Origin of the sequence: Peribacillus asahii, from assembly GCF_004006295.1 — a bacterium.
GTDB lineage: Bacteria > Bacillota > Bacilli > Bacillales > DSM-1321 > Peribacillus > Peribacillus asahii_A.
In genome coordinates this window covers 765,027-791,356 of record NZ_CP026095.1, presented here as the reverse complement: position 1 = coordinate 791,356, position 26,330 = coordinate 765,027, and the positions used below count along the sequence as shown (strand labels likewise).

Below are 26,330 nucleotides of genomic sequence, written 5' to 3'. Positions count from 1 at the left end.
GCATATATAAAGTTAGGTTGGATAATCTATAAGTACCCTGAACAAAAGGAGGATAATAAAATGTATTTTTACAAAGAGGATCTAATCAATATGATTGTTCCAGATAAACCCGATCCACATGCAGCTAAAGTTCTTCAAGAAGCACTCGGAGGGCAATTTGGCGAGATGCGCACATTGATGCAGTTCTCCTTTCAAAGTGCAAATTTTAGAGGAAAAGCAAAGAAATATCGAGATCTTATTAGAGGTGTATTCTTAGAAGAACTCAGCCATGTAGAACTTGTTCAATCAACAATTAATCAGCTCTTAAATGAGTCTGGTGGAGATATGCCTGGTAATCAGGCTGCTGATAGCGCCCCTTTAAATGCTGTAATACAAAATGGCGCAAACCCCCATCATTACATCATGGGAGCTAAAGCATCCCTACCTGTTGACGCTGGAGGTAACCCATGGAATGGATCTTGGGTTTATGACCATGGTAACTTAGCAGCTAATTTACTTAATAATGTCGTCTTAGAGTCGACTGGCGTACTCCAAAAATCTAGAATTTATGAAATGAGTAACAATAAAACCCTTCGAGAAACCATTGCGTTTTTAATAGTGAGAGATAATGCTCATCAAAATGCATTCGCAAAAGCTCTTGAAACATTAGGTGTAGATTGGGGAAAACTTTTTCCAATCCCTAACTATGATTTAAATAAATACCCTGAATGTCGTAAATATGTCGAAATGGGCTTCCATAATGCTCAATTTAATTTTAGACTCGACGATACTTTAATAGGTGAAATTTTCACTGGTACAACACCTAGCAGGAATGGTGGAGAGCTTAAGGTAACAGAACCACCAAAAGGATATCCAGTACCAGAAATGCCTGATATGCCAAATGAACATGCACCTGGACTATATGACCTAAACAATTAGGAGCCTGCATAGGCTCTTTCTTTTTGATAACCTCCATGCTCATTTTCGTCTCCTAGTCCCTGCCCCCAGCTTTTTTGATGATTCCTTATACTTTTTCCTCTATTTGATATACTAAAACTATAAGTCAAAATATAGGAGGTAAATTCATGATTAGATTGATAAAAAAACTAATAAAATTAGGATTAATCATTGCCCTCCTTGTCGGTTCAATTATTGGATTGCTTGGCTATTTAAAATATAAAGAAGCCGTTACAGAGATTCCGCTTAACGAAAAAGTTGCCTCTATTAGGGAAGATGAAAATTTCGTGCCTTTAGAGGAAATCACTCCTGATTTCACGGATGCGGTTGTCGCTATCGAGGATCATCGCTTTTACAAACACGGGGCCTTCGATTTTATTTCACTCATCAGGGCAACTTTCGTGAATTTAACAGCAAAGGAGGTCACACAAGGCGGCAGCACATTAACACAACAAGCTGCCAAAAATCTTTATTTCAGCAATGACCGAACCTTTATCCGAAAAGTTGCAGAACTATTTGTTGCCTTCGACCTTGAAAGAATCTATAACAAAGATGATATTTTAGAACTCTATGTCAATATTATTTATTATGGAGCTGGTAATTATGGCATTAAAGAAGCTAGTGAGAATTATTTTGGTAAAACACCTGCTGAACTAAGTTACGATGAAGCAACTCTCTTAGCAGGCTTACCGCAAGCACCTAGCGCTTATGCTTTAAATTCAAATAATGACCGAGCGAAACAAAGACAATCCGAAGTTATAAAAGCATTAACTGAGTATCGAAAATAATGCAGGAAATTTGACTTTGTACTTATTTTTATCATGTTGTTACTTTAGATTGAACGCCCACCTCCTTCCATTACGCTGCGCCAAGGCAGGGGACGTTCTCGCCTATTTTTTAATAAAAATGACATTGTTGTAAAGAATGGTATAGAAAGTCCAAATATATAAACAAACCTATAAAGAAAATAACAACATAAAAGCCATCCCATAAGTGGATTTTCCCACTACGAGACAGCCTTTTAACATTACGCTTATAAATACTTTCGATGAAGTCCCTTTCCATCATATGAAAACAACATCGTTTTATTTTCCATAATCGATTCCATGTGAACTGGACGTCCCCAAAGCTGGTAAATGTATGGCAACACTTTCTCCAAATACTTCAGATCGAGCTCAATTCCTTCGTACCAATGCTTTAAATATAGCTCGCCATTTCGCATATAGTCACCATCGTTTACCGTAATATACGGGAACCCTCCATTCACACGCATGCTGACAAGCTGATCGCGCACTTGCTCCCACGCTTTATCCACAATTTTATAGTCTTTCCCTTGTTTCTGAAATAAGTACATATCTTCCCGCATGACAAGATCTTTTGTCAAGTAATTTCGGATAAACGAAATATCCGATTCAATTTCGCGTACTTCAAACAGCTTTTCTCTTCCAGACCCAGGCTTCACGCCCCTCTTTTTCATCTCATCTGTCGGATTATCGTATCTTTCTTCAATATCTTCAAGCACCTTTAAGCCGAGATAATAAGGGTTAATACTTGTTCGGGAAGGTTGAACGACACCCGCATTGAGTTTAGCAAATTCAATTGCTTCTCCTGAACTTAAATCCATCTCACGAATAATTCTTTGATGCCAGTAAGAAGCCCAGCCTTCATTCATGATTTTCGTTTCTAATTGCGGCCAGAAATAAAGCATTTCTTCACGAATCATCGTCATAATATCGCGCTGCCAATCCGTTAATTCACGACTGTAGTGTTCAATAAATAGCATGATATCTTTCTCTGGTTTTGGCGGGATTTTCTTACGTCTTTTCACAGGTAACTTTTTCGGCTTATTAGCTCCATCTAATGACCATAGCTCATCATACGGAGTTGGAGACGGCTTGATTTCTTCCTCTTCCTCCTCATCATCGATTGACCAAGAAAGTTTAGGTCTCATGAGCGATGGATCAATATGCTCTTCAATAGCCAGTACCGCATCAAGAAACGTTTCAACCTCTTTTTTGCCATGAAGAATTTCGTATTCACGAATACGGTCGGCAGTCGCTGCCATACTTTCTACCATATCGCGCTTTGTATTTTGAAAACGAATATTATTTTTGAAAAAATCACAATGAGCAAGTACGTGCGCCACAATTAATTTGTTTTGAATGAGTGAATTCGAGTCTAATAAAAAGGCATAGCATGGGTTTGAATTAATCACGAGTTCATAAATTTTACTTAACCCGAAATCATACTGAAGCTTCATTTTATGAAATTGTTTTCCGAAGCTCCAATGAGAAAATCGAGTAGGCATCCCATATGCCCCAAACGTATAAATAATTTCCGATGGACAAATTTCATAACGCATCGGGTAAAAATCAAGTCCAAACCCTTTTGCAATCTCCGTTATTTCACTAATCGCATATTCTAGAGCTCTTTGCTCCGTCTGATTCATGCAGATCCCCCTCGTCTTTTCGCCTTACCATAATGTATGACCAAATAGTAGGAAAATGACGAGAATCCTTACATAAGATATCTATCGCACCTCTTCAACCGATAAATTCAATAGCTTATTATTAGATAAACTATGCTTAATTTTGACCCTTACATTAAATTCTTTTCCCTGCTCCTTCACTAAAAATAGAAAACGATCTTCTACCGTTCCTTTTTCCAGAACTTTTCGTCCTTCATATTGATAATCCGTTACCTCATCGCCCGGATAATCTGCTTGCACGACCGCTATAGCAATCCTTCCATATTTCTCATAATTGTTTCCTTGTTGAACAGATATAAAACCAGCTTGAGTCAGCATCATAAACATTAACACAATAAACGACCATTTTTTTAACACTGTACTTCCTCCCTTTAGTTTACTTACGGATAGTATGGGAAGTACTCACTATTTTATTCCACTGACTGCTTCCTTAACGAGCATCATTCCTACCAATCGATTGCGTTTCCATTCTTCAGGAAAAACCGATAGCGGCGGATTCGTTTCCTCCACTAAATAACTTAATTCAATGGTCATACCCGGCCGTTTAAATTCGGTTATAAACCAATCGGTAAAACCGCTTCCAACAGCATGCTTCTCAGGCTTTGAAAGCTTATATCCGGTCAATTCCGCCGTCTTTTTTGCCAATTCATAATCTCTTGCCATATGCTCCTGTTTATTATGGTAATGCCAAAAGATTTCACGCCCTGATGTATGATAACTAACTGCAACGAGCGGTTCTATACGATAGGTGAATTGGGCTAGAGCCTGAACTTCGACTGCTTCAAATGGTTTTTTCCCTTTATAAAATTGATAAAATGGTTGGGAGACATCTGTCTTCACTTCATCCCATCCAGCTGGATATTGACGATTTAAATCGATTCCCTTTGCATTAGCTTTCCATCTCGTCCAATCCATACTGTAATTATTTCGCTGCCACGTTACTATTTTTTCATAATGAGAAAAACCGGATAAATTACCTTGTTGAATCGATACACCATCGGGATTTATCATCGGTATGAACCAAATGCTTATCTCATCTAATAATTTCGTTGAATACTCTCCAAGTTGTTTCCCTTTTTCATAAGCCGTCCCATATTGTTCAAGCATTTTCACTAATAGATGTGTCGTTAGCCATTCCCGACCATGATGAGCACCTACAAGCAAAATAGACTTCTGCCCTTTCCCAAGCTTTACTGCCCAAATATCTCTTCCTTTTTCAGATTTTCCAATTGAATGCACCTCAATAGGAAGCGTTTGCTGCAGCCTCTTTAAATCCGCTTCCATCATTTCAAAGCTATATAAATTTTTGTCTTCATTCACGACTTTTGCCATTGCATGAAACGGGAAAGCAAACAAGCTGACCAAACATACTAAGATGATTCTTCTCATATCCTCACCATATTTTTTTATTCAGGTAAATACAAACAAGCCTATCTCTACCGTATCACCACATTTTGTCTGAAAAATTTTTATCCGAAATGAACAACATACAAATAGCTCCTTATTAAGGAGGAACTTTTAATGACAACTTCTATTTACGATACAGCTTTATTTTATATCCATCGCTCAGACTGGGATCAACTACTCATTTTAATGGTCCGGACCGAGGATCAGTTCTTGTCAAAGAAAATTGAACATTTCTTACACGCTTATCATTTCGAACACGATTATCAAATTATTGAAGCAAAATTGTACGCCTTATTGCGCTACCTGGATCATGCATCAGAAAAAACGATGTCCCACTATTTGCATGAACTTCCTATCTAAAATTCATCAATAGTGTTTACAAAACCGGGCATTTTATACAATAGGGATTTTACTATGGCTGGTAACCCTTATAGCGAAATAAAGAAGGAGCAAACACATTTATGTGTCTGCCCCTTCTTTTTATGAACTGATTATAGTAAATAAAGCCTGTTATTTTGTTACGGCTTGAAACGCTTTTGCATACAGGTTAAGCTCGTCAATTAATTCAGCAACAGATTTTGCAGCTGCCTCATTTAGTCCATCATGTTCATAGTCGAACTGATCTGGATCTAACGCTAATTGTTTCGGAATAACATTCGCATACACACCGCGTCCAACAGTTCTCATGGAATTTAATGCGTTAATTCCGCCTTTTCCACCACCAGCTACTGCTAGTAAGGCAACCGGTTTATTTGTAAACTGCTCAGCACTTAAGAAGTCTAATGCATTTTTCAAAGCACCGCTCATAGAATTATGATATTCAGGAGTGGCTAAAATCACGCCATCTGCTTCTTTAATTGCTTGTTGTAATTGTACAACCTCTTCTAATTGATATTGTTCCGCTTCACCTTTATATAATGGTAATGAAGATGTGCTTAAATCAATAAGCTCCGCTCCGTATGTTCTTGAAATAAAGCGAGATGCAATACCTGTACGTCCTTGTTTACGTGGTGATCCATTAATGATAACTAATTTCATATCCAAACTCCTCCAACTTGGCCATTGCGTGAACAACTTTCATGCAACCATATAAGTTTTAATGAGATGAAGAAACATAGTTCCTCATTCATTACAATGTTTTCACTTATAAAGTATAAACAAATAAGTTAATATTTCAAAATAATAGGCTTACAAAAAATAAATAAGAATATCCCGCTGCCAGTAAAACATGTTCATAAAAAGACGAAGAGTGTATCACCCTTCGTCCGCGCTTGAACAGTAAGCCCTATTAACAGAGCCTGCTATTTAAATAAGTTCTTCAATATTTTTCATGAAAATATCGGTAACCTTCGAAAGCTTTTCTTTAGCTTCTTCCATCGATTTTCCTTGAATGCCGAAGTAAAATTTAATTTTTGGTTCCGTGCCGGATGGGCGCAGGCAAACCCATGTACCGTCTTCCAAAATATACTTTAGTACATTAGAATTCGGAAGTTCAATCGTTTCCTCCATTTTTGTTTCCATCGATACTCTTTTTCTACTCTTATAATCCTCTTGAATAGACACCTTTTGTCCAGCAATCTCAGTCGGAGGATTTTGGCGGAAGTGTTCGAGAATTCCTTGAATTTGTCTTCCTCCTTCAATGCCTTTCAATGTAAGCGAGCGTAACCCTTCTAAATAGAATCCATATTTCCCAAAAATATGCATTAGCCCTTCATAAAGTGTCATTCCTTGCTTTTTGTAATAGGCACACACTTCAACAGCCAATACAGCCGCTTGAATGGCATCTTTATCACGCGCAAAGTCTTTAATTAAATAGCCATAACTTTCTTCATAGCCAAATAAGAAGGTATTAGAACCGCTTTCTTCATATTCATGAATCTTCTCAGCAATAAATTTAAACCCTGTTAACACGTCAACCGTAGTCAAACCATGTGTATCTGCAATCGCTCGACCAATTTCTGATGTAACAATTGTTTTCAATACAACTCCATTTTTAGGAATTGCCCCTTTTGCTTGCTTTTGTGTGAGTAAGTAATCTAAAAATAACGCTCCTGTTTGGTTCCCCGTTAAAACTACATATTCCCCGTTTTCATTTTTTACCGCAATTCCAAGACGGTCAGCATCCGGGTCCGTTGCAATTAATAAGTCCGCATCCACTTCATTCCCTACTTCAATTGCTTTTTCAAACGCAGCATGCTCTTCAGGATTCGGAGATTTCACCGTTGAGAAATTCGCATCAGGCAGTTCTTGTTCTTTAACAATATGAACATTTTGATAGCCTAAATCATGTAATGCACGACGAACCGATTTATTGGCTGTACCGTGAAGCGGAGTGAATACAAGCTTCACATCTACTTCCTCGGCAAGCTGCGGATTTTCTGGCACTGTTAATAGCTGCTGATTATACGCTCGGTCAAGCCCTTCTCCGATTATTTCAATAAGCCCTTGTTGTTTAAGTTCGTTAACCTCTCTCACTTGAATAGAAAGCTCATTTTCAATGGCTTCTACATATTGAATAACAAGATCAGCAGCTGTTGGCGGCAGCTGCGCCCCGTCTGGTCCATACACTTTATATCCATTATATTCAGGAGGATTATGACTTGCAGTAATGACAATACCCGCAAAAGCCTGCAGCTCGCGAACAGCAAATGAAAGTTGCGGCGTTGGGCGCAATTCATCGAATACATACGCTTTAATCCCTTCTGTTGCTAACGTTTTAGCTGCTTCAAACGCAAACTCCGGCGATTTATGACGTGAATCATATGCAATCACAACACCGCGCTTCTTTGCTTCCTCTCCAAACGATTGAATATAGTCGGCTAAACCTTTTGTTGCTTTGCGAACGGTATACACATTCATTCGGTTTGTTCCAACACCAATTTCTCCTCGCATACCGCCTGTACCAAACTCTAAGTTTTTATAAAAGGCTTCCTCTAATTTTGCTTCATCGTGTTTGATTGCTTCTAATGCATTTCGTAATTCTTCATCCAGATTTGAATCACTTACCCACTTTTCAAATGTTGATTTCCATGTCATATACCAACAAGCCCCTCTCCATGCCTTTAGTATTAATTCTCTTATAACTAAAATTATCATAATATTTCCAGCAAATGAAGTGAATACCCTTTAAAGGCTTTATTATATTATTATAATTTGTTCATTTTTAGACTTCACTTTCATTTATAGAGACAAATCTTAGTTCATAAAAGAACATATATTTTACACAAGCGCTTTAAACATACTATAATTTCAACAGAAAAGAATAAAACAAAAACATAAAAGAGGGTCTTATACTGAGCTATATAGTAACTTCCATTTTTAGTTCTAACGGCATTTTTCATCCTCTATCGTTATATCATTTGGAACAAATCTAAGGAGGCCAAAGCTTCATGAAAAAAATGCTGATTCTTTCAACGGCTCTGATTGCCTTTACTGCCGTTATCTTAATTACAAATACAAAACAAGAAGAACAATCCAATAGCAACCCGTATGGTAAAAAAGAACTTCATCCTGCGACTATTAAGCAATTAACAGATCCTAATTATCAAAATTTAATTTTACCAGACGAATTATCAGCAGATCTTCACAACAAAAAAAATAAGACCGTCTATTTCTATAGCTCTAAAGATTCTCAGTCTCAACACATAACACCGATTGTCGCTCCACTAGCTGAGAAAATGGGAATTGATTTAGTTCAATTTAATCTATTAGAATTTAAAGAAAGTCAAGACGACTATCATATAGATATACTGCCAACAATCGTGTATTTTAAAAACGGAGTTGAAGTGGAACGTATAGTAGGCTCTAACGAGGAAGCCACCTTTCGAAAGTGGTTTGAAAAGAATGAAATCAATTAAAATCTAGGGTTTGTTAACGATTATGGTTAATAACACGTTCTCACACAAATGAGCCCCAATCTAATACAGAAAGAGCCAGCTTATATGAAAGAAGGACAAACCTTTCCCATTCATATAAACTAGCTCTTTCTTTAACATTTAAATTAAAAATTCGTTATCCGGCTGAGTGTACATCATATTTGTATTTTCAGGACTTTCCTTTTGAATACGATTAAAATGTTTATAATAAAAAGGAAAGAAAATCCCGTATTCATTCAAAAGTGTAATATTTTGCTCAAATTGTTTAACTAACTCAGAATCAACTGAAGAAGCATCCTGTTCTTTTTTCTCAAGAATAACAATCATTACTTGCAAACATGCGATAACTTGAAAAGCCGCTCTTAACGTACCGCTATACGGAAAATCACTCTTATTCACTTGTAGTACACCAATCTCTTGAAAGTGTCGAATCTCTTCTTCTGTAAAAAATTTAGGAAACACAGAATCATAGAGATACGAGGCAAGGTTAGCAATTTCTTGTTCCTGTTCTACCGTTGAAGAAAGTACAATCTTCATAAAAACACCACCTTCTTTAACACATTAGACCTATAGCCATATGTATAGATAATCTGTGTAACAATGCTTTCTCTAGAATAACATAATAACTGTAAAAAAACTGTGGGAATTATCCCCACAAACAAAAGAACAATAGGTCTAACGATAGAATAAAAATCCTTATATTGTTATCGGTGTACCTACATTCACCAAGCTATCCATATTATATTTTGAAAGTAGGAAGAAAATTGATTCATACTAGTAAAAAAGCCAACCACTTACTTATAGAGGTCCCGGAAAAATGGAGTAAACTTACAATCGAAGATCTTTTTAAGCAATACTGGCAAGCTCCCAAAAAACTCATACATGAGTGGCGAATGAGTAAAGAAGTAACGATAAACAACGAACAAATGCCTTGGTCAACGAAGCTTGTAAAAGGGGACGAATTGAGCATCCCTCTTTTTACAAATAATGCAACAGAAAAGGTTCCCCCTACAAATTTACATATTTCTATTTTATATGAAGATGATCATATTTTAATTGCTAATAAACCCGCGCAAATGGATACTCATCCTTCTCAAGAACATGATCATAAAACATTGATTAACGGTGTTGCTTATTATCTGCAACAAACGGGCCAAAACTGTATGATCAAGCATATCCATCGTCTAGATAAAGACACAACAGGAGCGGTTCTTTTTGCCAAAAATCGTCTTGCTGGATCCATGTTGGATAAAATGCTGGAAGAACGGAAAATCAAACGAACGTATTATGCCTTAGTAGAAGGAATTATGAAGCTAAACCAAGGAACCGTTCAAGAGAAAATCGGCCGTGATCGCCATCACGCTACAAGACGCAGAGTTTCGCCTACAGGTCAAACTGCCCGAACAAACTATCAAGTGTTACAGCGTTACCCAGATCAAAATAGAACACTCGTTAGCTGTACATTAGAAAGCGGAAGAACACATCAAATTCGCGTCCATTTCAGTCACATTCATCACCCTTTAGCAGGTGATACATTATACGGCGGAAAACGAACATTCCCCCGCCAAGCTTTACATGCAAAAAAAATTGAATTCATCCACCCTATTACCGAAGAAAAAATCGTATGCATAGCTCCTTTTTTAGACAAACCAGCTATTTTTCCACATATATAAGAAGAAGAGCATCCGCCAATGAAGCAGATGCTCTTCTTTTATTATGATACTTGATCCTTTTTCTTTTCTGGATGTTTATAACCATTCGCCCAGAAATCAGCGTTCTTAATACCGAGTTTCGTCGAGTTAAAAGTAGGATCCAATCCTTGCTTCTTCTGTTTCTCATAGTCTCTTAATGCGATAAACGCCGGTTTAGCCAATAGAACACAGGCAATCAAGTTCAACCACACCATAATTCCAAGTCCGATATCCCCTAATGTCCATGCTAACGTAGCTTCTTTTACAGCTCCATAGAAAACAGCTGCTAAGAAAACAATTTTTAACGCTGCTGAAGCTACCTTACTACTTCTACCTTTTAATAAATAAGCTACATTGGTTTCAGCAATATAGTAATAAGCCATAATTGTTGTAAAAGCAAAGAATAGTAAAGCAATCGCTACAAACCCAGACCCAAAGCCTGGGATAATTGTTTCAATAGCTGCTTGTGTATAACCAGGTCCTTCTTCTACACCTTCAATATTTTGAACAATATATTCTCCAGATTTTTCATCAATCGTATTGTACGTACCTGTAAATAAAATCATAAAGGCAGTCGCTGTACAGATTAAGAATACATCAAGATAAATCGAGAAAGCTTGTACTAAACCTTGTTTAGCCGGATGAGATACTTCAGCTGCTGCCGCTGGGTGAGCACCTGTACCTTGTCCAGCTTCATTAGCATAAATACCACGTTTTACTCCCCAAGCAATCGCAGAACCAAGAATACCACCAAACAACGAATCTGCTCCAAAGGCACTGCTAAAAATAAGACCAAACACAGCTGGAATTTGAGAGAAATTCATAATAACAACAATAATAGCTACAAGAACGTAAGCACCAGCCATAAACGGAACAACATATTGTGCAACATTAACAATCCTTTTTACTCCACCAAAAATAATAAGAGCTAATATGACAATAATAACAATACCGACCCAAAGTTTATTGATATGAAAGGCATTGTCAATAGCTACAGCAATTGAATTGGATTGTACTCCAGGCATTAGCACCGCCATCGCAATTGTAATAGCAATGGCCATAATGACCGCAAACCATTTCAACCCTAACCCTTTTTCAATATAATACGCGGGACCACCACGATACTCTCCATCTTGCTTCTCTTTATAGATTTGAGCTAGCGTCGACTCAACGAATGCTGTCGCTGCACCTAAGAATGTAATCATCCACATCCAAAAAACAGCCCCTGGTCCACCGAACGCAATCGCTGTTGCTGTACCCGAGATATTCCCTACCCCAATACGACCAGATAGCGCCAACGCTAATGCTTGGAAAGATGAAACACCGGCATCAGAACTTTTCCCAACAATCAACAATCGCACCATATCTTTTACATGACGAATTTGTAGAAAACCAGAACGTACACTGAAATATAATCCCACTAGCACACAAAAGATAATCAGTGGTGGGCTCCATAAAAACTCACTAATTTTCGTTACTAATTCTTCCAAAGAAATCCCTCCCTCAGCCTATTCATTTTTTATTTATAAAACCAAGTATAAAGTATATCATTATATTAATTCAATATTTTTTTCAAAAATTAACAAAATTTTCTGAAATTAATCTCCCTCAAATCGCCTTTTATCCCCTTATAAACGAACGTTATTAATGAATAAGAGGCGAATATTCGCCAAAATTAGACACCATTCAATATGTAAATAAGTAAATTGCATGAAATATGGATAAATATGTATTGTAGAATATCATCAATGCTTTCTGCATCCTGTATTTAATAAAAAATAACTAAAACGATTTACCAAACAAATAGAATAGTAGATAAATCAACCAATAATCAATCTATTTCTACGATTATTATTTTAAAAATAGTTTTTTCTCTAAATATTCCCTTTAAAGAGCATGGATTATACATAAATTCGGCTCCCTTCAACAATGCTGAAGGGAGCCGAACTATTCACTCATATCATGCTTTAAAAAAGCAGCTCATCTGGATTGCTTCCAACCCGTTCATTTGCATGTAATCCATCAATTTCCTTCATTTCTTCAACACTTAACTCAAAATCAAATACTTGAGCATTTTCTTCGATTCTTGCAGGTGTCACAGATTTTGGAATCACGACAATCCCATGCTGAAGATGCCATCTAATAATAACTTGGGCTGAAGTTTTACCATGTTTCTTTGCAATCTCACCAATCGTTGGATTATCTAATAAAACTCCGCGTCCTAAAGGAGACCAAGCTTCTACCTGAATATCATGCTGTTGGCAAAACTCACGAATTTCCACTTGGGTTAAACGCGGATGAAGCTCAATTTGATTAATAACCGGTTTCATTTCACTAGACTTCAACAAGTTCTCTAAATGATGAATATGAAAATTACTCACACCAATCGCTCTTACTTTTCCTTCTTTATATAGCGTCTCCAACGCTCTCCATGTGTCTACATATTTATCTTTACCCGGCCAATGAATTAAGTATAAATCTAAATAGTCTAGCCCTAATCGTTTTAAACTAGCGTCAAAAGCGGCTAATGTCGATTCATACCCTTGATCCGTATTCCATACTTTAGACGTTACAAAAATATCTTTACGTGGAATGCCGCTCTCTCGAATCGCTTGTCCTACTCCTTCTTCATTTTGATAAATCGCAGCTGTATCAATGGAGCGATATCCTACCTCTAAAGCTTTTTTCACAGATTGTACCGTCTGACTTCCATTCTCTACTTTAAATACCCCAAAACCGAGCTGTGGAATTTCCACTCCATTATGTAAGGTGATGGTTTCTTTTATATTAGAGATCATTCGAACCCCTCCTTTTTTATTTTCCAATTATATCATAAAGGCCCTTTATATTCCAACTATCCAACTTGGGATTGATGACTCATCTCCACTTTTATTAATTTTTTGTGGAGAATATTTATCCCCTTTTGATTTTTTGTAAAGTTTTATTAAGATTTTGTAAAGATTCATTAAAATCTCTTCATGTTCGATAATGTATTCGCTACAATGATTTAGCAAATACTATTGATACATAGCATTTTGCTTATACGTTTTACTAATTTTAGGGGGCTTTTAAATATGGCTTTTAAGAAAAAAGATAAGTTTGCAGTAATGCTGCTAGACATTGCACACAATATTAAAGAAGGAGCAGACTATTTCGCAGACTATAAACTACAAAATATTAGTGATTTAAAGGTATTTTCTGAAAAGATGAAAGAGTATGAACATAAAGGAGACTCTATGGTTCATACAGTCATTAAAGAATTAAATAATGCCTTTATCACACCAATTGAACGAGAAGATATTCTTGAATTAACAATGAGAATGGATGATGTGCTAGATGGCCTTGAACATTGTGCTGCTCTATTCGAAATGTACTCGATTGTAAATGCAGACGAATACATGCTGAAGTTTGTTGAAGCGATTAAACAATGTGGTGCTGAAATTGAAATAGCTGTTGATAAGCTTTCCACGAAAAAGCTAGCAGCGATTCGTGAAAACGCCATCAAAATTAAAGATTTAGAATCCGTTTGTGATGGTGTTCAACGCCAATCCATTAAAAGCTTATTTACAAATGAAAAAGATCCGATTCGCATTATTCAATATAAAGAAATTTATGAAAGTCTTGAAGACATCGCTGATGATTGCCAAGCCGTTGCCAACACATTAGAAACAATCATCATGAAAAATGCGTAAGGGGTCTTCCTAAAACATGGATACTTTATTAATTTTAACTATACTTATTGTCTTCTTTGCTTTGGCATTCGACTTTATTAACGGATTTCATGATACAGCGAACTCAATTGCTACTTCCGTTTCAACAAAAGCTTTAAAACCGCGTCATGCAATTATTTTAGCAGCTGTGATGAACTTTGTCGGTGCAATGACATTCACTGGCGTAGCAAAAACGATTACGAAGGATATTGTGGATCCATTTACTTTACCTAATGGTTCATATGTTATTCTTGCTGCCTTAATTGCGGCAATTGCATGGAATTTAATTACTTGGTATTACGGAATTCCAAGTAGTTCTTCACATGCCCTAATTGGTTCTATTGCAGGTGCAGCTATCGCAGCGGCTGGCTTCGGTGCAATTAAATGGGAAGGATTCCTTAAAATTGTCCAAGCATTAATTATTTCACCATTACTTGCTTTTGCTGTCGGTTTTCTTGTATACAGCATTTTTAAAGTCATCTTTAAAAACAACAACTTAGCAAAAACCAATAAAAAATTCCGTATGATGCAAATTGCAACAGCCGCTTTACAATCGTATACACATGGTACAAATGACGCTCAAAAAGCGATGGGGATTATTACAATGGCCCTTATTACTAATGGATATGCTACAACAACAGATATCCAACTTTGGGTTCAAGTATCCTGTGCGCTAGCTATGGGTCTTGGTACATCTGTCGGCGGTTGGAAGATCATTAAAACGGTCGGCGGTAAAATTATGAAAATCCGTCCTGTTAACGGAGTTGCTGCTGATTTAACTGGAGCAAGTGTTATTTTCGGAGCAACAGCTATGGGAGTACCAGTAAGTACAACACATGTTATTTCATCTTCTATTCTTGGTGTAGGTTCCGCTCACCGTGTAAAAGGGGTTAAATGGGGCACAGCACAAAGAATGATTATCACATGGTTTATTACATTGCCGATTTCTGCTACTATCGCAGGAGTGACATATATCATCATTAATTTCTTATTTTAAGTAAAAAATCCTTTCTAATTCTTGTTAGAAAGGATTTTTTTGTATGCTTAAATATGGTAAAATCAACTAAAATTTAACTCGATAGTATAGATCGCGAGGGGCAAAAACGTATGACAGAATATATGAACAACAGACATATTTTCAAAGACCTATATGGAGACTTAATGGAATTCGCTGACCGAATTAGTTCTGTTTTAGGCTGCCCAATTACAATAGAAGATGGCAATCATCGTTTACTCGCCTACAGCACCCATGAAGATACAACTGACCAAGCACGAATCTCCACGATTATCGGTCGCCGCGTCCCAGAAAAAGTCATTAATAGCTTATGGAAAGATGGCATTATTCCCGCTCTTTTAAAAGATGATACACCGATAAAGATTATGGCTATTCATGAGGTTGGTCTCGGCAACCGTGCAGCCGTCTCTATTCGGAAAAACAATGAAATTCTCGGTTTCATTTGGGCATTAGAAGCCAATAAACCATTTAACGAAGAAGCTTTAGACTTTCTACAGTTTGCTGCAAAAGAAGCAAAAAACCAACTTCAACAACTTCAATTAAAGAAAAAAAGAACAGAAGCCAGTCAACAAGAATTTTTATGGCGTTTAATCACTGGACATTACCAGGATGAAGCAGAAATTACCGCTAACTTCAAGAAACTTTCGCTTTCTACACCACAAAATTTCGCCATTATCGTCTTCGAATTTCCACAGGACATTACTAGGGAAAGCGAGCGTTATATTTCCTATATGCTAACAACCTCTCAAAAAATAAAAACTTTTTTATTTACGGTTGACCAAAACAAACTCATTATTTTAACTGGCACAGAACGAACCAATGATGCTTCCCTCTCTTCATCTAGTTACGAATTTATCCCGTTTTTTATTTTAGAAATGAGGAAGCGCTTCGGTGTAGAACCTATTCTCGGCGCATCAGGTCATTGCTATCAACAGATTGAAAATGTCATGCTTAGTTATGAGGAAGCACTATACACATTAAAATTAAAACAGATTTTCCCACTAGAATTAGCTTCGGTTCTTCATTACGAAGAATTGGGCATTTTTCAATTACTAGAAAAACTAAGCAACAAGAACGATTATCTCCCTCATCCGTGCATTCGCAAATTACAAGAATATGATGAAAAACACCAAACATCATTATTGCATACCCTGACTGTATATTTAGAAATGGATGGAAATCCAAATGATGCATCCAAGCAACTTCATATACATGTCAATACACTTACGTATCGTTTAAAGCGCATAACAGAAATCGGGCATGTTCGACTGAAAGACCCTCTCCAAAAGATGTCAATCTTTTTAGACCTAAAGCTTATACAATATCAACAAGCCGTAAAAAAAGAGTCTTTGTGAAATTCCACAAAGACTCTTTCTTACGTTCTTTCTTTTTCACAAACACGTCTTCCTCATTTCAAGCTTATAATATTTATATTAAGAATATTCAGAACAATAGGGGGACTGAAAAATATGCGTATAGGTATTCCAAAAGAAATCAAAAATAATGAAAATCGTGTAGCCATCACTCCAGCCGGTGTCATCGCATTAGTCAGTGCCGGTCATGAAGTATTCATCGAACAAGATGCTGGACTGAGTAGTAGTTTTACAAATGAAGCTTACCAACAAGCAGGAGCTGTACTTGTTGAAGATGCGTCCAGTGTTTGGGCAAGCTCCGACATGATTTTAAAGGTAAAAGAACCAATTGCAGAAGAATATCAATATTTCCGTAAAGATTTAATTCTATTTACTTATCTGCATCTAGCAGCTGATCCAGCATTAACACAAGCATTAAAGAACAGCGGCGTTATGGCTATTGCCTATGAAACAGTATCCGTTAATCGCACCCTGCCGCTATTAACGCCAATGAGTGAAGTAGCAGGACGAATGGCAGCACAAATTGGCGCTCAATTTCTTGAAAAACCAAAAGGCGGAAAAGGAATTCTTCTCGGAGGAGTACCTGGTGTCAAGCGTGGAAAAGTCACGATTATCGGTGGCGGGGTCGTTGGAACAAATGCAGCGAAAATCGCTATCGGCTTAGGAGCTGACGTCACGATTCTTGATTTAAGCTCAGAGCGCCTTCGCCAACTGGATGATATATTTGGAAACCAACTGACTACTTTAATCTCTAATCCTTATAATATTAGCGAAGCGGTAAAAGAAGCTGACTTAGTTATTGGCGCCGTGTTAATTCCAGGAGCAAAAGCACCAAAGCTTGTCACAGAAGAGATGGTTCAATCAATGTCACCAGGTTCTGTCATTATCGATGTAGCAGTTGACCAAGGAGGCATTTTTGAAACGGTTGACCATGTTACAACACATGATTATCCAACGTATGTCAAACATGGTGTTGTCCATTATGCAGTGGCAAATATGCCTGGTGCAGTTCCGCAAACTTCCACAACTGCATTAGCGAATGTCACAATCCCTTATGCTTTACAAATTGCTAATAAAGGTGTCATAAAAGCCATTCTTGAAAATGACGCACTTGCACAAGGAGTAAACGTAGCGAATGGCGAAATCACCTTTGCTGCCGTCGCACATGATCTTGGTTATACGTACGTACCTGTTCAAGATGCAATAAATCCGAAAAATATTAGTGCTTAATGAACAAGGAAACCCCATTGTAAGTTTAGTCTTAGCGGGGTTTCCTTTTCCTTTATCCCAACACTTAACAGGCAGTAAGCCCCCCATGGAAGTTTCACTTTATCGTTAAAATACATTATGTATCAGCGAGAACCCCTATTAAGTTAAACGGGAAAAATCAATGATCCTTTAAACATTTTGTCTTGCTCGTACAAGCTTTCATCGCTTCTAAAATCGAAGCTCTAAATCTATTTTCTTCTAATACAGCGACTGCCTGAATAGTTGAGCCGCCTGGCGTGCATACATCATCCTTCAACATACTAGGATGTTGCTCCGTTTCTAATACCATTTTAGCCGCACCTAGTACTGCTTGCGCTGCCATGCGATACGCTTGTTGTCGTGGAATCCCATCGCGAACTCCCCCATCTGCTAACGCTTCAATAAACATATAGACATAAGCTGGTGAAGAACCACTAATCGCAGGTACAGCATCCATTAATGACTCTTGAATTAACTCTGTTTTACCAAAACTATTGAATAAACGTTCTACTTCTACTAATTCTTTTTTCGTCATTTCCTCATTTACACTCATTGCCGTCATCCCTTCTCCAATTAACGAGGGTGTATTCGGCATTGTCCGAACGACTTTCACTTTCCTGCCTATCCCTTTTTCAATTTGTTCAATACTCACCCCGGCAGCCATCGTAATAATCGTGACCTCTTCTTTTAGAACAGATTTTATTTCCTTTACTATCTCCTGATGAAGGGCCGGTTGAATCGCCAAGAAAAGGTAATCAGCGAACTTGGCCACCTCTTGATTATTTAAACTTCCTTTTATCCTATATCTTTGTTCAACTTTTGTAAGAGTAGAAGCTGTTGAGGCACTTACTTTTATATCAGCCGGCTGTACAACTTCTGCTTTTAACATCCCTTCTATCATGGCACTTCCCATTTTTCCACAGCCGATAAACCCAATCTTCTTGTCCATCTACATTCACGTCCATTCTTCCCTTATCTCAACCTTCATTATATCCAAACAAAGCTGAATTTTAGAACTGATTCCCTCTTTGTTAAAATACAGTTGAGACATTCAAATAGGAGGATACTATGAATTATACTCAAGGTCTACCTGCTGACTTTTTTCAACAACCAACCCTACAGCTTGCTCAATCATTGCTTGGCTGTCTTCTCGTGAAAGAAACAGCAGAAGGAACAGCTTCCGGCTATATCGTTGAAACAGAAGCCTATATGGGACCAGAAGACCGTGCAGCTCATAGCTATAACAATCGACGGACAAAACGGACAGAAGTGATGTTTGGAGAAGCAGGCTTGATTTATACATACAAGATGCACACACATACATTGGTGAATGTTGTCAGCGGCCCACTTGAAAAACCAGAAGCAATCTTAATTCGAGCCGTCGAACCTTATATGGGAATTGACTTAATGCAAATAAGACGTGGTACAGACAATCTAAAAAACTTAACGAGCGGACCCGGCAAACTAACGAAAGCATTGGGCATCACGATGGAAGATTACGGACATTCTTTTTCAACCCCTCCCCTAGTTATTGTCCAAGGGAAAATTCCAGATGAGATTTCATCTGGAGCTCGTATCGGAATTGACAATACAGGGGAAGCGAAGGAATATCCTTGGCGTTTTTGGGTTACTAATAACCCCTTTGTATCACGTCATCGAAAAGGCACCTCTAAATAGATTTTTCTCATTCTTTCTTACCTATTTAATCTAGCTAAAATAAAAAACGTACCTGAAATAGTTACTGATTATAACCATTCAGATACGTTTTTATCATTAATTTGAAGACACGCCTGCATCTGCAAAAGTTGCCATTTCTTTAAGCGCAAGTGTCGCTGCTTGCAAAATCGGAAAAGCAACAGCGGCCCCTGTTCCTTCACCTAATCGCATGCCTAAGTCTACAAGCGGTTTCTTTCCTAATAATTCAGCTGCAGCTTTGTGACCTGGCTCAACAGATTGATGACCAACAAACATATAGTTAGAAGCGCCTTCTGCAATCATATTAGCTAGTAAAGCAGAGACTGTCGCGATAAATCCATCAACGAGAATCGGTACACGATGACTAGCTGCCGCAAGCATCGCCCCTGCCATTCCCGCAATTTCTAAACCACCGATTTTTGTTAACAGATCAATTGGGTCATTCGGATTTGGTTGTCTATTGTTAATCGCTTGTTCAATTACTTTTTGCTTATGTAAAACACTCTCACTCACAAGTCCTGTTCCAAAGCCAACAAGTTTTTCCATATCTTGTCCACTTAAAACAGCGGTAATCGCACTGCTCGGTGTCGTATTACCGATTCCCATCTCACCAAGAATGAAGCACTTCACTCCTTTGGCAAGCATTTTTTCGCCTTCTTCATAGCCAATTTTCAGCGCTTGAATCGCTTCCTCACGCGTCATCGCTTCTTCTTTATAAAAATTTCCTGTACCACGGCGTACTTTTTTAGATGTTAATCCTTCTGCTTCAATCTCAGAATCAATACCAATATCAACAATCGCAAACTCGGCACCAATCGCTCGGCTAAACACATTAATCGCAGCTCCACCATTTAGAAAATTACGCACCATTTGTTCCGTTACTTCTTTCGGAAATGCCGACACGCCTTCCGCTGTAATCCCATGATCTGCCGCAAACACAATGACACCTGGTTTTGTTACTTGCGGAAAAGCTTCTCCCGTCATTTTCCCAAGCTCAATCACTAATTCTTCTAATCGCCCTAAACTACCAGGCGGCTTTGTTAAAGTATCTAAATATTTCTCTACCGTTGCCCCCATCGCTTCATCAAGCGGTGGAATCTTAATCGCTGACACAAATTCTTCCGTCACTTTAATATCCTCCCATACCAAAATCCAGATAACTTGAAAACATTTTCATATACGATCTCATCTCATTTTATCATGACTCGTCAAGCATGATAAAACAAACACTTTAAAAAGCATTTCGCACGAATAGATGGTGTTATTAAATGCTAAAAACTCGGCTCTTTATGAACTGGGTTTTAATTTTTTTTATTGGTAATAATTTATAGTAGTGTGTCACGCAAAGAGAGGTGTGGAAAGGTGCTTAACAATGAGAAGATATCTGTACGTCAATTTAGAGTGTTGGTAACCTTGTTTACGATTGGAACAATTGCCCCTGTTGCCGAAGCAAAGCGAGATGCTTGGATTGCGGTCATATTTAGTGCGGGATTAGGACTATTGGTAATTTGGTTGTTTAATACGATTGCTTTATTATTTCCTACTATGAATTTTGTTCAAATCATTGAGACACTTTTCGGAAAATGGTTGGGAAAAGCCATTTCCCTTTTCTTTCTTTCCTTACCTTTCGTTTATACGGCTGAAATGTTATATTATTCAGGAAATTTTCTCAATACACACCTCCTGCCAGATACACCTGTAGAAGTGCTTTATATCCTGACAGCCATTATTGTCGTAATGGCTGTCCGCCACGGACTAGAGACATTTTCACGGACCGCAGAACTTTCATTCATCGCCTTTATGATTCTTTTTTTATTATTGCTATTTATTTCTCCTCAAATTAAGTTTGAAAACATACAACCTGTATTAGAGGATGGCATAAATCCTTTGCTGCACCCAACCATACAATTATTAGCGCTTTTCGCTTTCAATGCTGTTATTTTATTAATGATTTTCCCCTCCGCTGTGAATCAACCGAAAGAAGCTCAAAAATCATTTTTCATTGGAAATCTAATGGGTATTTCTATCATTTTAATTATGACCATATTATCTATTTTGGTTCTTGACCCGTATCAGATTGAAAGAAGACTATACCCTAATTATGCAATGGTCAAAATGATAAATATTGGTAACTTTCTGCAACGAATAGAAGTAGTCATAGCAACCATGTGGATTATAACAGTTTATTGTAAGACGGTTCTTTATTTTTATGCTACTTGTTTAGGGATTGCACAAGTTTTAAATTTGAAAGATTATCGACCTCTAACTTTACCTTTAGGTATGATTATTGTGACTTTTGCTTCAATGCTCTTTCCTAATGTTATTGAACAGCGATATTGGGATAGTGAAATTGGTTTTGTATTCTCTTTAGTCATTGGTGGACTTTTGCCATTATTCATGTTAGGCGTAGCCATATTCCCCAAAAAACGTACATGAGTTAATCTCCCCCAACCCATTATGAAATGTAGTTAATATAAAATAACCGGCAATAACCTAAATGTATTAAAAATTGGAAAATCGACATGCTAATAAGGAACCTAATAAGTCTACTTTCTGAAGAATCGAAAGACTAAGAAGGGGATAAAATGTATGAGTTTGTTTAAGAAACAACGAGGAAAAAACAACGTTAACCGCTCCTTATTCAAGAAAGACAATCAAAATAAGGAAATAAACGAAGACTTATTAAAAACAAACCTTCAAGAAAACATTCAACAGGTACAGCAACTGCTTGGAAATAGCAGTGACATCGTGATTAGAGAAATCCAAATTGGCAAAGAGCGATTCATTAGAGCCTGCATTTTTTATACGGATGGATTGGTAGACACTAATGCTATTCAGAACTTTATCATGGAATCACTCCTATTAGATATCCATACCGATCAAGAACAAATGATAGCATCTCAACAGAATGTTTTACAAGTATTGAAGGAGCGCATCCTTGCAGTTGGAGATATACGAGATGTGACGGAATTCAATTCTTTATTCACTTCCTTGTTATCGGGGGATGTTATTCTCTTATTGGATGGCTATGCACAAGGTTTTACAATCAGTATGCGTGGTGGAAAAGACCGTGGTGTAACGGAAGCTACCACAGAAACCGTCGTTCGAGGACCAAAGGAAGGTTTTACAGAGAACTTGCGTACCAATACGGCGTTAATTCGCCGAAAAATAAAAACACCCCAACTTTGGTTGGAATCGAAAAAAATTGGAAAATTGACTAAAACCGATGTAGCGATCATGTATATCGATGGAATTGTGAATGACAAAGTCGTCGAAGAAGTGCACAGGCGTCTGGATCGGATTGATATCGATGGAATTTTAGAAAGTGGTTATATCGAGGAATTGATTCAAGATGAAACATACAGTCCTTTTCCGACTATCTATTATTCGGAACGTCCTGATGTGATTGCTGCCGAGCTTTTGGAAGGGAAAGTCGCCATACTAGTCGATGGAACGCCTATTGTTCTAATCGTCCCGGCACTGTTCGTCTCCTTTATCCAATCTCCAGAAGATTATTATCAGCGTGCAGATATTAGCAGCCTTATTCGTTTGACTCGTTTTTTTTGTATTTTTATTGCTCTACTAGGACCATCCCTATATGTCGCCATCACCACGTTTCATCAGGAAATGTTACCCACTCCACTGCTGCTAAGTTTAGCCGCTCAACGGGAAGGGGTTCCCTTCCCTGCATTCATTGAAGCTACCATTATGGAAGTGTCGTTTGAAATCTTACGGGAAGCTGGTATACGCATGCCCAAGGCTGTAGGACAGGCTATATCTATTGTAGGGACACTCGTGATTGGGACAGCGGCTGTAGAAGCCGGAATTGTATCGGCTGCCATGGTCATCGTTGTTGCAGTCACTGCGGTTTCAAGTTTTGTACTTCCTGGCGCAACTATGTCCATGTCCGTTAGAATGCTCCGTTTCCCATTGATGGCGCTTGCCGCTTCGTTTGGCTTGTTCGGGATATTAGTCGGGGTCATTGCGCTTGTACTTCACATGTGCAGCTTGCGTTCTTTCGGGGTTCCTTATATGAGTCCTTTAGGTCCTTTTATCAGTAAGGATCTAAAAGATACGCTTATTCGGGTACCTCATTGGGGAATGTTTGCTCGCCCTCGTTTAATCAGTCAGAAAAACAACAAACGTGAACAAACATCACCCCCGAAACCGCCGCGGAATAAAGTGTGAGATTAACAACAAAGAAAGGAGTAGTCGAAAGTAATGGCTGTTGCTGGAATCCTTCTCATCGTGGCGGTGATTATCGCGATTGATGTTCCTCCTCTGTTGAGGAAAAAATTAAAAAAGGAACTATGGATATTTTCCATTCTTCTACTATTCGGAACCGCGTTAAGCATTGCTCAAGTCCTGAATATCAAGATTCCCAATCCGATGGATTGGATTACAGCCATTTATAAACCGCTTTCCGACATACTTGAGAAATTATTAAAGTGAAAATAGAAATAAATAAAGCTAAAGGAGCTTAATCTATGAAACGGAGCTTGACAATTCTAATCATGCTGATTGTATTTCTATTATTCACTACGGGTTGCTGGAATAGTCGTGAATTAAATGAACTTGCCATTACACTGGCCATGGGGCTAGATCGTGCAACGGACGGTCAATATCTTGTAACCGCCCAAGTAGTAAATCCAGGGGAAGTAGCCGGAAAAGGCGGTGGAGCTACTGGCCATTCACCGGTCATCATCTATCAAGCGACAGGAAAAACTGTATTTGAAGCTATTCGAAGAATAACAAAGGAATCTCCAAGAAAAATTTATCCCTCACATCTTCGAATACTCGTGATTGGAGAGTCTTTAGCAAAAGAAGGGCTTGGAAAACCATTAGATCTTCTCTCAAGAGACTGGGAACTACGATCAGATTTTAATATCGCTGTAGCTAAGGGAATGAGAGCAGAAGATATCTTGAAGGTACCCACATCTTTAGAAAAGATACCTGCCAATAGTTTATTTAGTACTCTTGAAACTTCAGCAAAAGCATGGACAGCGACAAATGCCGTTACGTTAGATGAATTGATCGCGAATATAGTAATGGACGGAAAACAGCCAGTGTTAACTGGAATCCGCGCCGATATAAAAGGCGACAAAAAAACAGCTTTAGGCAAACAGAATGTAGAAATGATTGATTTCCCTGCTCGATTACGCTTTCAAGAATTAGCGGTATTTGATCGAGATAAATTAGTTGGCTGGTTAAATGAGAAGCAAAGCATAACGTATAGCGTCATTACCAACAAAGAGCATAGTACAACTGTGAATATAACGTGCCCTAAAGGTGGAAAAGCTGTGTATGAAGTGAAAAAATCAAACACGGAAATGAAAGGAAAGGTAAAGAACGGAAAACCGGAGATTGATCTACATATTTATGTCGAAGGCGATGTAGGCGAAGTAGAATGCCAAATCGATTTGACAAAACCAGAATCGATTGATCAATTAGAGGATAGTTATGAAAAAGGATCGGAGAAAATGTTTCAACAATCAATCAAACAAGTACAGGAAAATAATAAAGTAGACATTTTTGGATTTGGTGAGGCAATCCATCGAGCTGATCCTATAGCCTGGAAACAACTCAAAAAAGATTGGGATAAACATTTTGAGAACGTATCTGTAAATATAAAAGTACAAGGAGAAATCCGACGCGTAGGCACAATTAGTAATTCATTCCTAGACAAATTAAAGTAATAGGCTTGGTTTGGGAATTCTCTTTAATAACAAAGAACTATGATAGCACGTAACAAGAAAGGAGTATACATTGGTAAAAAACGTTAAAATCAGCTCTCGTCAATTTAGCATTTTGGTGATTTTATTTTCAATAGGAACGACCATCTTAACTATTCCAGCAGCTATCATAGGAACGACACAACAAGATGCCTGGATCTCAGCTATACTCGGTATAGGACTAGGTTTATTACTAGTAGCATTAATCACTACCTTAGCAATCCGCTATCCGAATATGACATTGGTCGAAATCAATGAAAAACTTCTCGGAAGATGGTTAGGAAAGACCGTTTCTCTTGCGTTTGTTTTCTTTTCTTTTATCTCTGCAGCAGGACTATTATTCCAAGTTGGGACTTTTTTGACGACACAAATAATTCCTGAGACACCCATCGAAGTGATTAATTTTATTTTTACGTGTGTCGTGATTATGGGAATTCGCCTTGGACTTGAAACCTTGGCTCGTTCAGCCGAGCTTTTCTTTGCTGTTTTCATTATCCTATTTACCATTTTGGTCGTTTCTATTGCTCCTCAAATCGATTTTCAGAACATACAACCTGTATTCGAAGTGAGAATGAAACCCATTATATGGTCAAGCTTAATTTTTGTCAGCATTTTTTGTCTGCCTTCTGTTGTATTATTAATGGTTTTTCCCGTTTCAGTAAATCAACCCAAACAAGCCAAACAAGCCTTTTATTCAGGAATAATCATTGGGGGACTCTTGTTAACCATCATTATCGTTTTATGCATTTTAGTTTTAGGTGTTGATGCTTCTTCGAGACACATGTATCCAAGTTATGTGTTAGCCAGAAAAATCAATGTAGGGGATTTTTTCCAACGAATAGAAGCCCTAATGGCCATCATGTGGATTATCACAATTTATTTTAAAATGATCTTTTATTTTTACGCAGCGATTACAGGGCTTGCCCAAACATTAAATGTAAAAGACCATCGACCACTTGCTTTACCATTAGGGATGATTATGGTTGTCATGTCCCTGACCTTACATCCTGATAGCCTCGATTATAATCAATACAATAGGGGCGTTTTCATGGTACACGCTTCAACCTATGGGCTATTTCTTCCTCTATTATTGTTGGGAATCAGTCTATTACGAAAAAAAAGAAAGCCCCCTAAGTCCATATCGACTTAGGGGACTACCT

General features: G+C 37.8%; 25 protein-coding genes. 15 read left to right on the top strand and 10 right to left on the bottom strand.

The window, feature by feature from the left end:
* The first annotated feature begins 60 nt into the window (after positions 1 to 60).
* Together BAOM_RS04010 and BAOM_RS04005 are read left to right on the top strand one after the other, a co-directional pair.
* Positions 61 to 918 (top strand): manganese catalase family protein, encoded by an 858-nt coding sequence (locus BAOM_RS04010; RefSeq protein ID WP_127759153.1) that lies wholly within the window; start codon positions 61 to 63, stop codon positions 916 to 918.
* Positions 919 to 1,064: 146 nt separating this feature from the next.
* Positions 1,065 to 1,724 (top strand): biosynthetic peptidoglycan transglycosylase, encoded by a 660-nt coding sequence (locus BAOM_RS04005; RefSeq protein WP_127759152.1) that lies wholly within the window; start codon positions 1,065 to 1,067, stop codon positions 1,722 to 1,724.
* A 245-nt stretch (positions 1,725 to 1,969) separates the two neighbouring features.
* Here BAOM_RS04005 and BAOM_RS04000 read toward each other — a convergent pair whose 3' ends face one another.
* From BAOM_RS04000 to BAOM_RS03990, 3 genes are all read right to left on the bottom strand, one after another.
* Entirely contained in the window at positions 1,970 to 3,385 is a 1,416-nt protein-coding gene (locus BAOM_RS04000; protein ID WP_127759151.1) for a SpoVR family protein, read from the bottom strand.
* 81 nt (positions 3,386 to 3,466) lie between these two features.
* The gene (locus tag BAOM_RS03995; RefSeq protein ID WP_252283047.1) at positions 3,467 to 3,781 is read right to left on the bottom strand and encodes a DUF3889 domain-containing protein; all 315 of its coding nucleotides are present in this window, start codon (positions 3,779 to 3,781) and stop codon (positions 3,467 to 3,469) included.
* 48 nt (positions 3,782 to 3,829) lie between these two features.
* Positions 3,830 to 4,813 (bottom strand): M14 family zinc carboxypeptidase, encoded by a 984-nt coding sequence (locus BAOM_RS03990; protein WP_127759150.1) that lies wholly within the window; start codon positions 4,811 to 4,813, stop codon positions 3,830 to 3,832.
* 132 nt (positions 4,814 to 4,945) lie between these two features.
* Between BAOM_RS03990 and BAOM_RS03985 the strand changes: the two genes are divergently transcribed.
* Complete coding sequence (locus BAOM_RS03985) at positions 4,946 to 5,191, top strand: YhdB family protein (RefSeq protein WP_127759149.1); 246 nt, start codon at positions 4,946 to 4,948, stop codon at positions 5,189 to 5,191.
* Between the two features lie 150 nt (positions 5,192 to 5,341).
* Here the strand turns inward: BAOM_RS03985 and BAOM_RS03980 are convergent, their stop codons facing one another.
* Together BAOM_RS03980 and BAOM_RS03975 are read right to left on the bottom strand one after the other, a co-directional pair.
* On the bottom strand, positions 5,342 to 5,869 hold the full coding sequence (locus BAOM_RS03980; protein WP_119116992.1) for an NADPH-dependent FMN reductase: 528 nt from the start codon (positions 5,867 to 5,869) through the stop codon (positions 5,342 to 5,344).
* Positions 5,870 to 6,136: 267 nt separating this feature from the next.
* The gene (locus BAOM_RS03975) at positions 6,137 to 7,867 is read right to left on the bottom strand and encodes a phospho-sugar mutase (protein ID WP_127759148.1); all 1,731 of its coding nucleotides are present in this window, start codon (positions 7,865 to 7,867) and stop codon (positions 6,137 to 6,139) included.
* Between the two features lie 353 nt (positions 7,868 to 8,220).
* Here BAOM_RS03975 and BAOM_RS03970 point away from each other — a divergent pair, with 353 nt between their 5' ends.
* Positions 8,221 to 8,688, top strand: a complete 468-nt coding sequence (locus BAOM_RS03970) for a thioredoxin family protein (RefSeq protein ID WP_127759147.1) — start codon at positions 8,221 to 8,223, stop codon at positions 8,686 to 8,688.
* Between the two features lie 138 nt (positions 8,689 to 8,826).
* Here BAOM_RS03970 and BAOM_RS03965 read toward each other — a convergent pair whose 3' ends face one another.
* Positions 8,827 to 9,243, bottom strand: coding sequence for a DUF5365 family protein (locus BAOM_RS03965; protein WP_127759146.1), 417 nt, complete (start codon positions 9,241 to 9,243; stop codon positions 8,827 to 8,829).
* 230 nt (positions 9,244 to 9,473) lie between these two features.
* Between BAOM_RS03965 and BAOM_RS03960 the strand changes: the two genes are divergently transcribed.
* Positions 9,474 to 10,379 (top strand): RluA family pseudouridine synthase, encoded by a 906-nt coding sequence (locus BAOM_RS03960; RefSeq protein ID WP_373995331.1) that lies wholly within the window; start codon positions 9,474 to 9,476, stop codon positions 10,377 to 10,379.
* 41 nt (positions 10,380 to 10,420) lie between these two features.
* On the opposite strand, the gene BAOM_RS03955 is transcribed toward BAOM_RS03960, so the two are convergent.
* Both BAOM_RS03955 and BAOM_RS03950 read right to left on the bottom strand, forming a co-directional pair.
* A complete protein-coding gene (locus BAOM_RS03955) occupies positions 10,421 to 11,887 on the bottom strand; it encodes an alanine/glycine:cation symporter family protein (protein ID WP_127759144.1) in 1,467 nt (488 codons plus the stop codon).
* Between the two features lie 477 nt (positions 11,888 to 12,364).
* Entirely contained in the window at positions 12,365 to 13,195 is an 831-nt protein-coding gene (locus BAOM_RS03950) for an aldo/keto reductase (RefSeq protein ID WP_127759143.1), read from the bottom strand.
* 276 nt (positions 13,196 to 13,471) lie between these two features.
* Between BAOM_RS03950 and BAOM_RS03945 the strand changes: the two genes are divergently transcribed.
* The 4 genes from BAOM_RS03945 to ald all read left to right on the top strand — a co-directional run bounded on the left by BAOM_RS03945 (position 13,472) and on the right by ald (position 17,725).
* Complete coding sequence (locus BAOM_RS03945; protein WP_127759142.1) at positions 13,472 to 14,089, top strand: DUF47 domain-containing protein; 618 nt, start codon at positions 13,472 to 13,474, stop codon at positions 14,087 to 14,089.
* A gap of 16 nt (positions 14,090 to 14,105) precedes the next feature.
* Positions 14,106 to 15,104 carry an inorganic phosphate transporter gene (locus tag BAOM_RS03940; RefSeq protein WP_127759141.1) on the top strand — a complete coding sequence of 333 codons (999 nt, stop codon included), beginning with the start codon at positions 14,106 to 14,108 and terminating at the stop codon, positions 15,102 to 15,104.
* A 110-nt stretch (positions 15,105 to 15,214) separates the two neighbouring features.
* Positions 15,215 to 16,477, top strand: coding sequence for a PucR family transcriptional regulator (locus BAOM_RS03935; RefSeq protein ID WP_257467607.1), 1,263 nt, complete (start codon positions 15,215 to 15,217; stop codon positions 16,475 to 16,477).
* 114 nt (positions 16,478 to 16,591) lie between these two features.
* On the top strand, positions 16,592 to 17,725 hold the full coding sequence (gene ald, locus BAOM_RS03930) for an alanine dehydrogenase (protein ID WP_127759140.1): 1,134 nt from the start codon (positions 16,592 to 16,594) through the stop codon (positions 17,723 to 17,725).
* A 157-nt stretch (positions 17,726 to 17,882) separates the two neighbouring features.
* Here ald and proC read toward each other — a convergent pair whose 3' ends face one another.
* On the bottom strand, positions 17,883 to 18,692 hold the full coding sequence (gene proC, locus BAOM_RS03925; protein WP_127759139.1) for a pyrroline-5-carboxylate reductase: 810 nt from the start codon (positions 18,690 to 18,692) through the stop codon (positions 17,883 to 17,885).
* Positions 18,693 to 18,811: 119 nt separating this feature from the next.
* Here proC and BAOM_RS03920 point away from each other — a divergent pair, with 119 nt between their 5' ends.
* Positions 18,812 to 19,420, top strand: a complete 609-nt coding sequence (locus BAOM_RS03920; protein ID WP_127759138.1) for a DNA-3-methyladenine glycosylase — start codon at positions 18,812 to 18,814, stop codon at positions 19,418 to 19,420.
* Positions 19,421 to 19,516: 96 nt separating this feature from the next.
* On the opposite strand, the gene cobT is transcribed toward BAOM_RS03920, so the two are convergent.
* Entirely contained in the window at positions 19,517 to 20,551 is a 1,035-nt protein-coding gene (cobT, locus tag BAOM_RS03915) for a nicotinate-nucleotide--dimethylbenzimidazole phosphoribosyltransferase (protein WP_373995330.1), read from the bottom strand.
* Positions 20,552 to 20,800: 249 nt separating this feature from the next.
* Between cobT and BAOM_RS03910 the strand changes: the two genes are divergently transcribed.
* The 5 genes from BAOM_RS03910 (at position 20,801) to BAOM_RS03890 (ending at position 26,320) form a co-directional block, all read left to right on the top strand.
* Positions 20,801 to 21,874 carry a GerAB/ArcD/ProY family transporter gene (locus BAOM_RS03910; protein WP_127759137.1) on the top strand — a complete coding sequence of 358 codons (1,074 nt, stop codon included), beginning with the start codon at positions 20,801 to 20,803 and terminating at the stop codon, positions 21,872 to 21,874.
* 153 nt (positions 21,875 to 22,027) lie between these two features.
* Positions 22,028 to 23,626 carry a spore germination protein gene (locus BAOM_RS03905; protein ID WP_127759136.1) on the top strand — a complete coding sequence of 533 codons (1,599 nt, stop codon included), beginning with the start codon at positions 22,028 to 22,030 and terminating at the stop codon, positions 23,624 to 23,626.
* Between the two features lie 33 nt (positions 23,627 to 23,659).
* Positions 23,660 to 23,890, top strand: coding sequence for a hypothetical protein (locus tag BAOM_RS03900; RefSeq protein ID WP_127759135.1), 231 nt, complete (start codon positions 23,660 to 23,662; stop codon positions 23,888 to 23,890).
* Between the two features lie 35 nt (positions 23,891 to 23,925).
* Complete coding sequence (locus tag BAOM_RS03895) at positions 23,926 to 25,134, top strand: Ger(x)C family spore germination protein (protein WP_127759134.1); 1,209 nt, start codon at positions 23,926 to 23,928, stop codon at positions 25,132 to 25,134.
* A gap of 70 nt (positions 25,135 to 25,204) precedes the next feature.
* Positions 25,205 to 26,320, top strand: coding sequence for a GerAB/ArcD/ProY family transporter (locus BAOM_RS03890; RefSeq protein WP_127759133.1), 1,116 nt, complete (start codon positions 25,205 to 25,207; stop codon positions 26,318 to 26,320).
* Positions 26,321 to 26,330 lie beyond the last annotated feature (10 nt).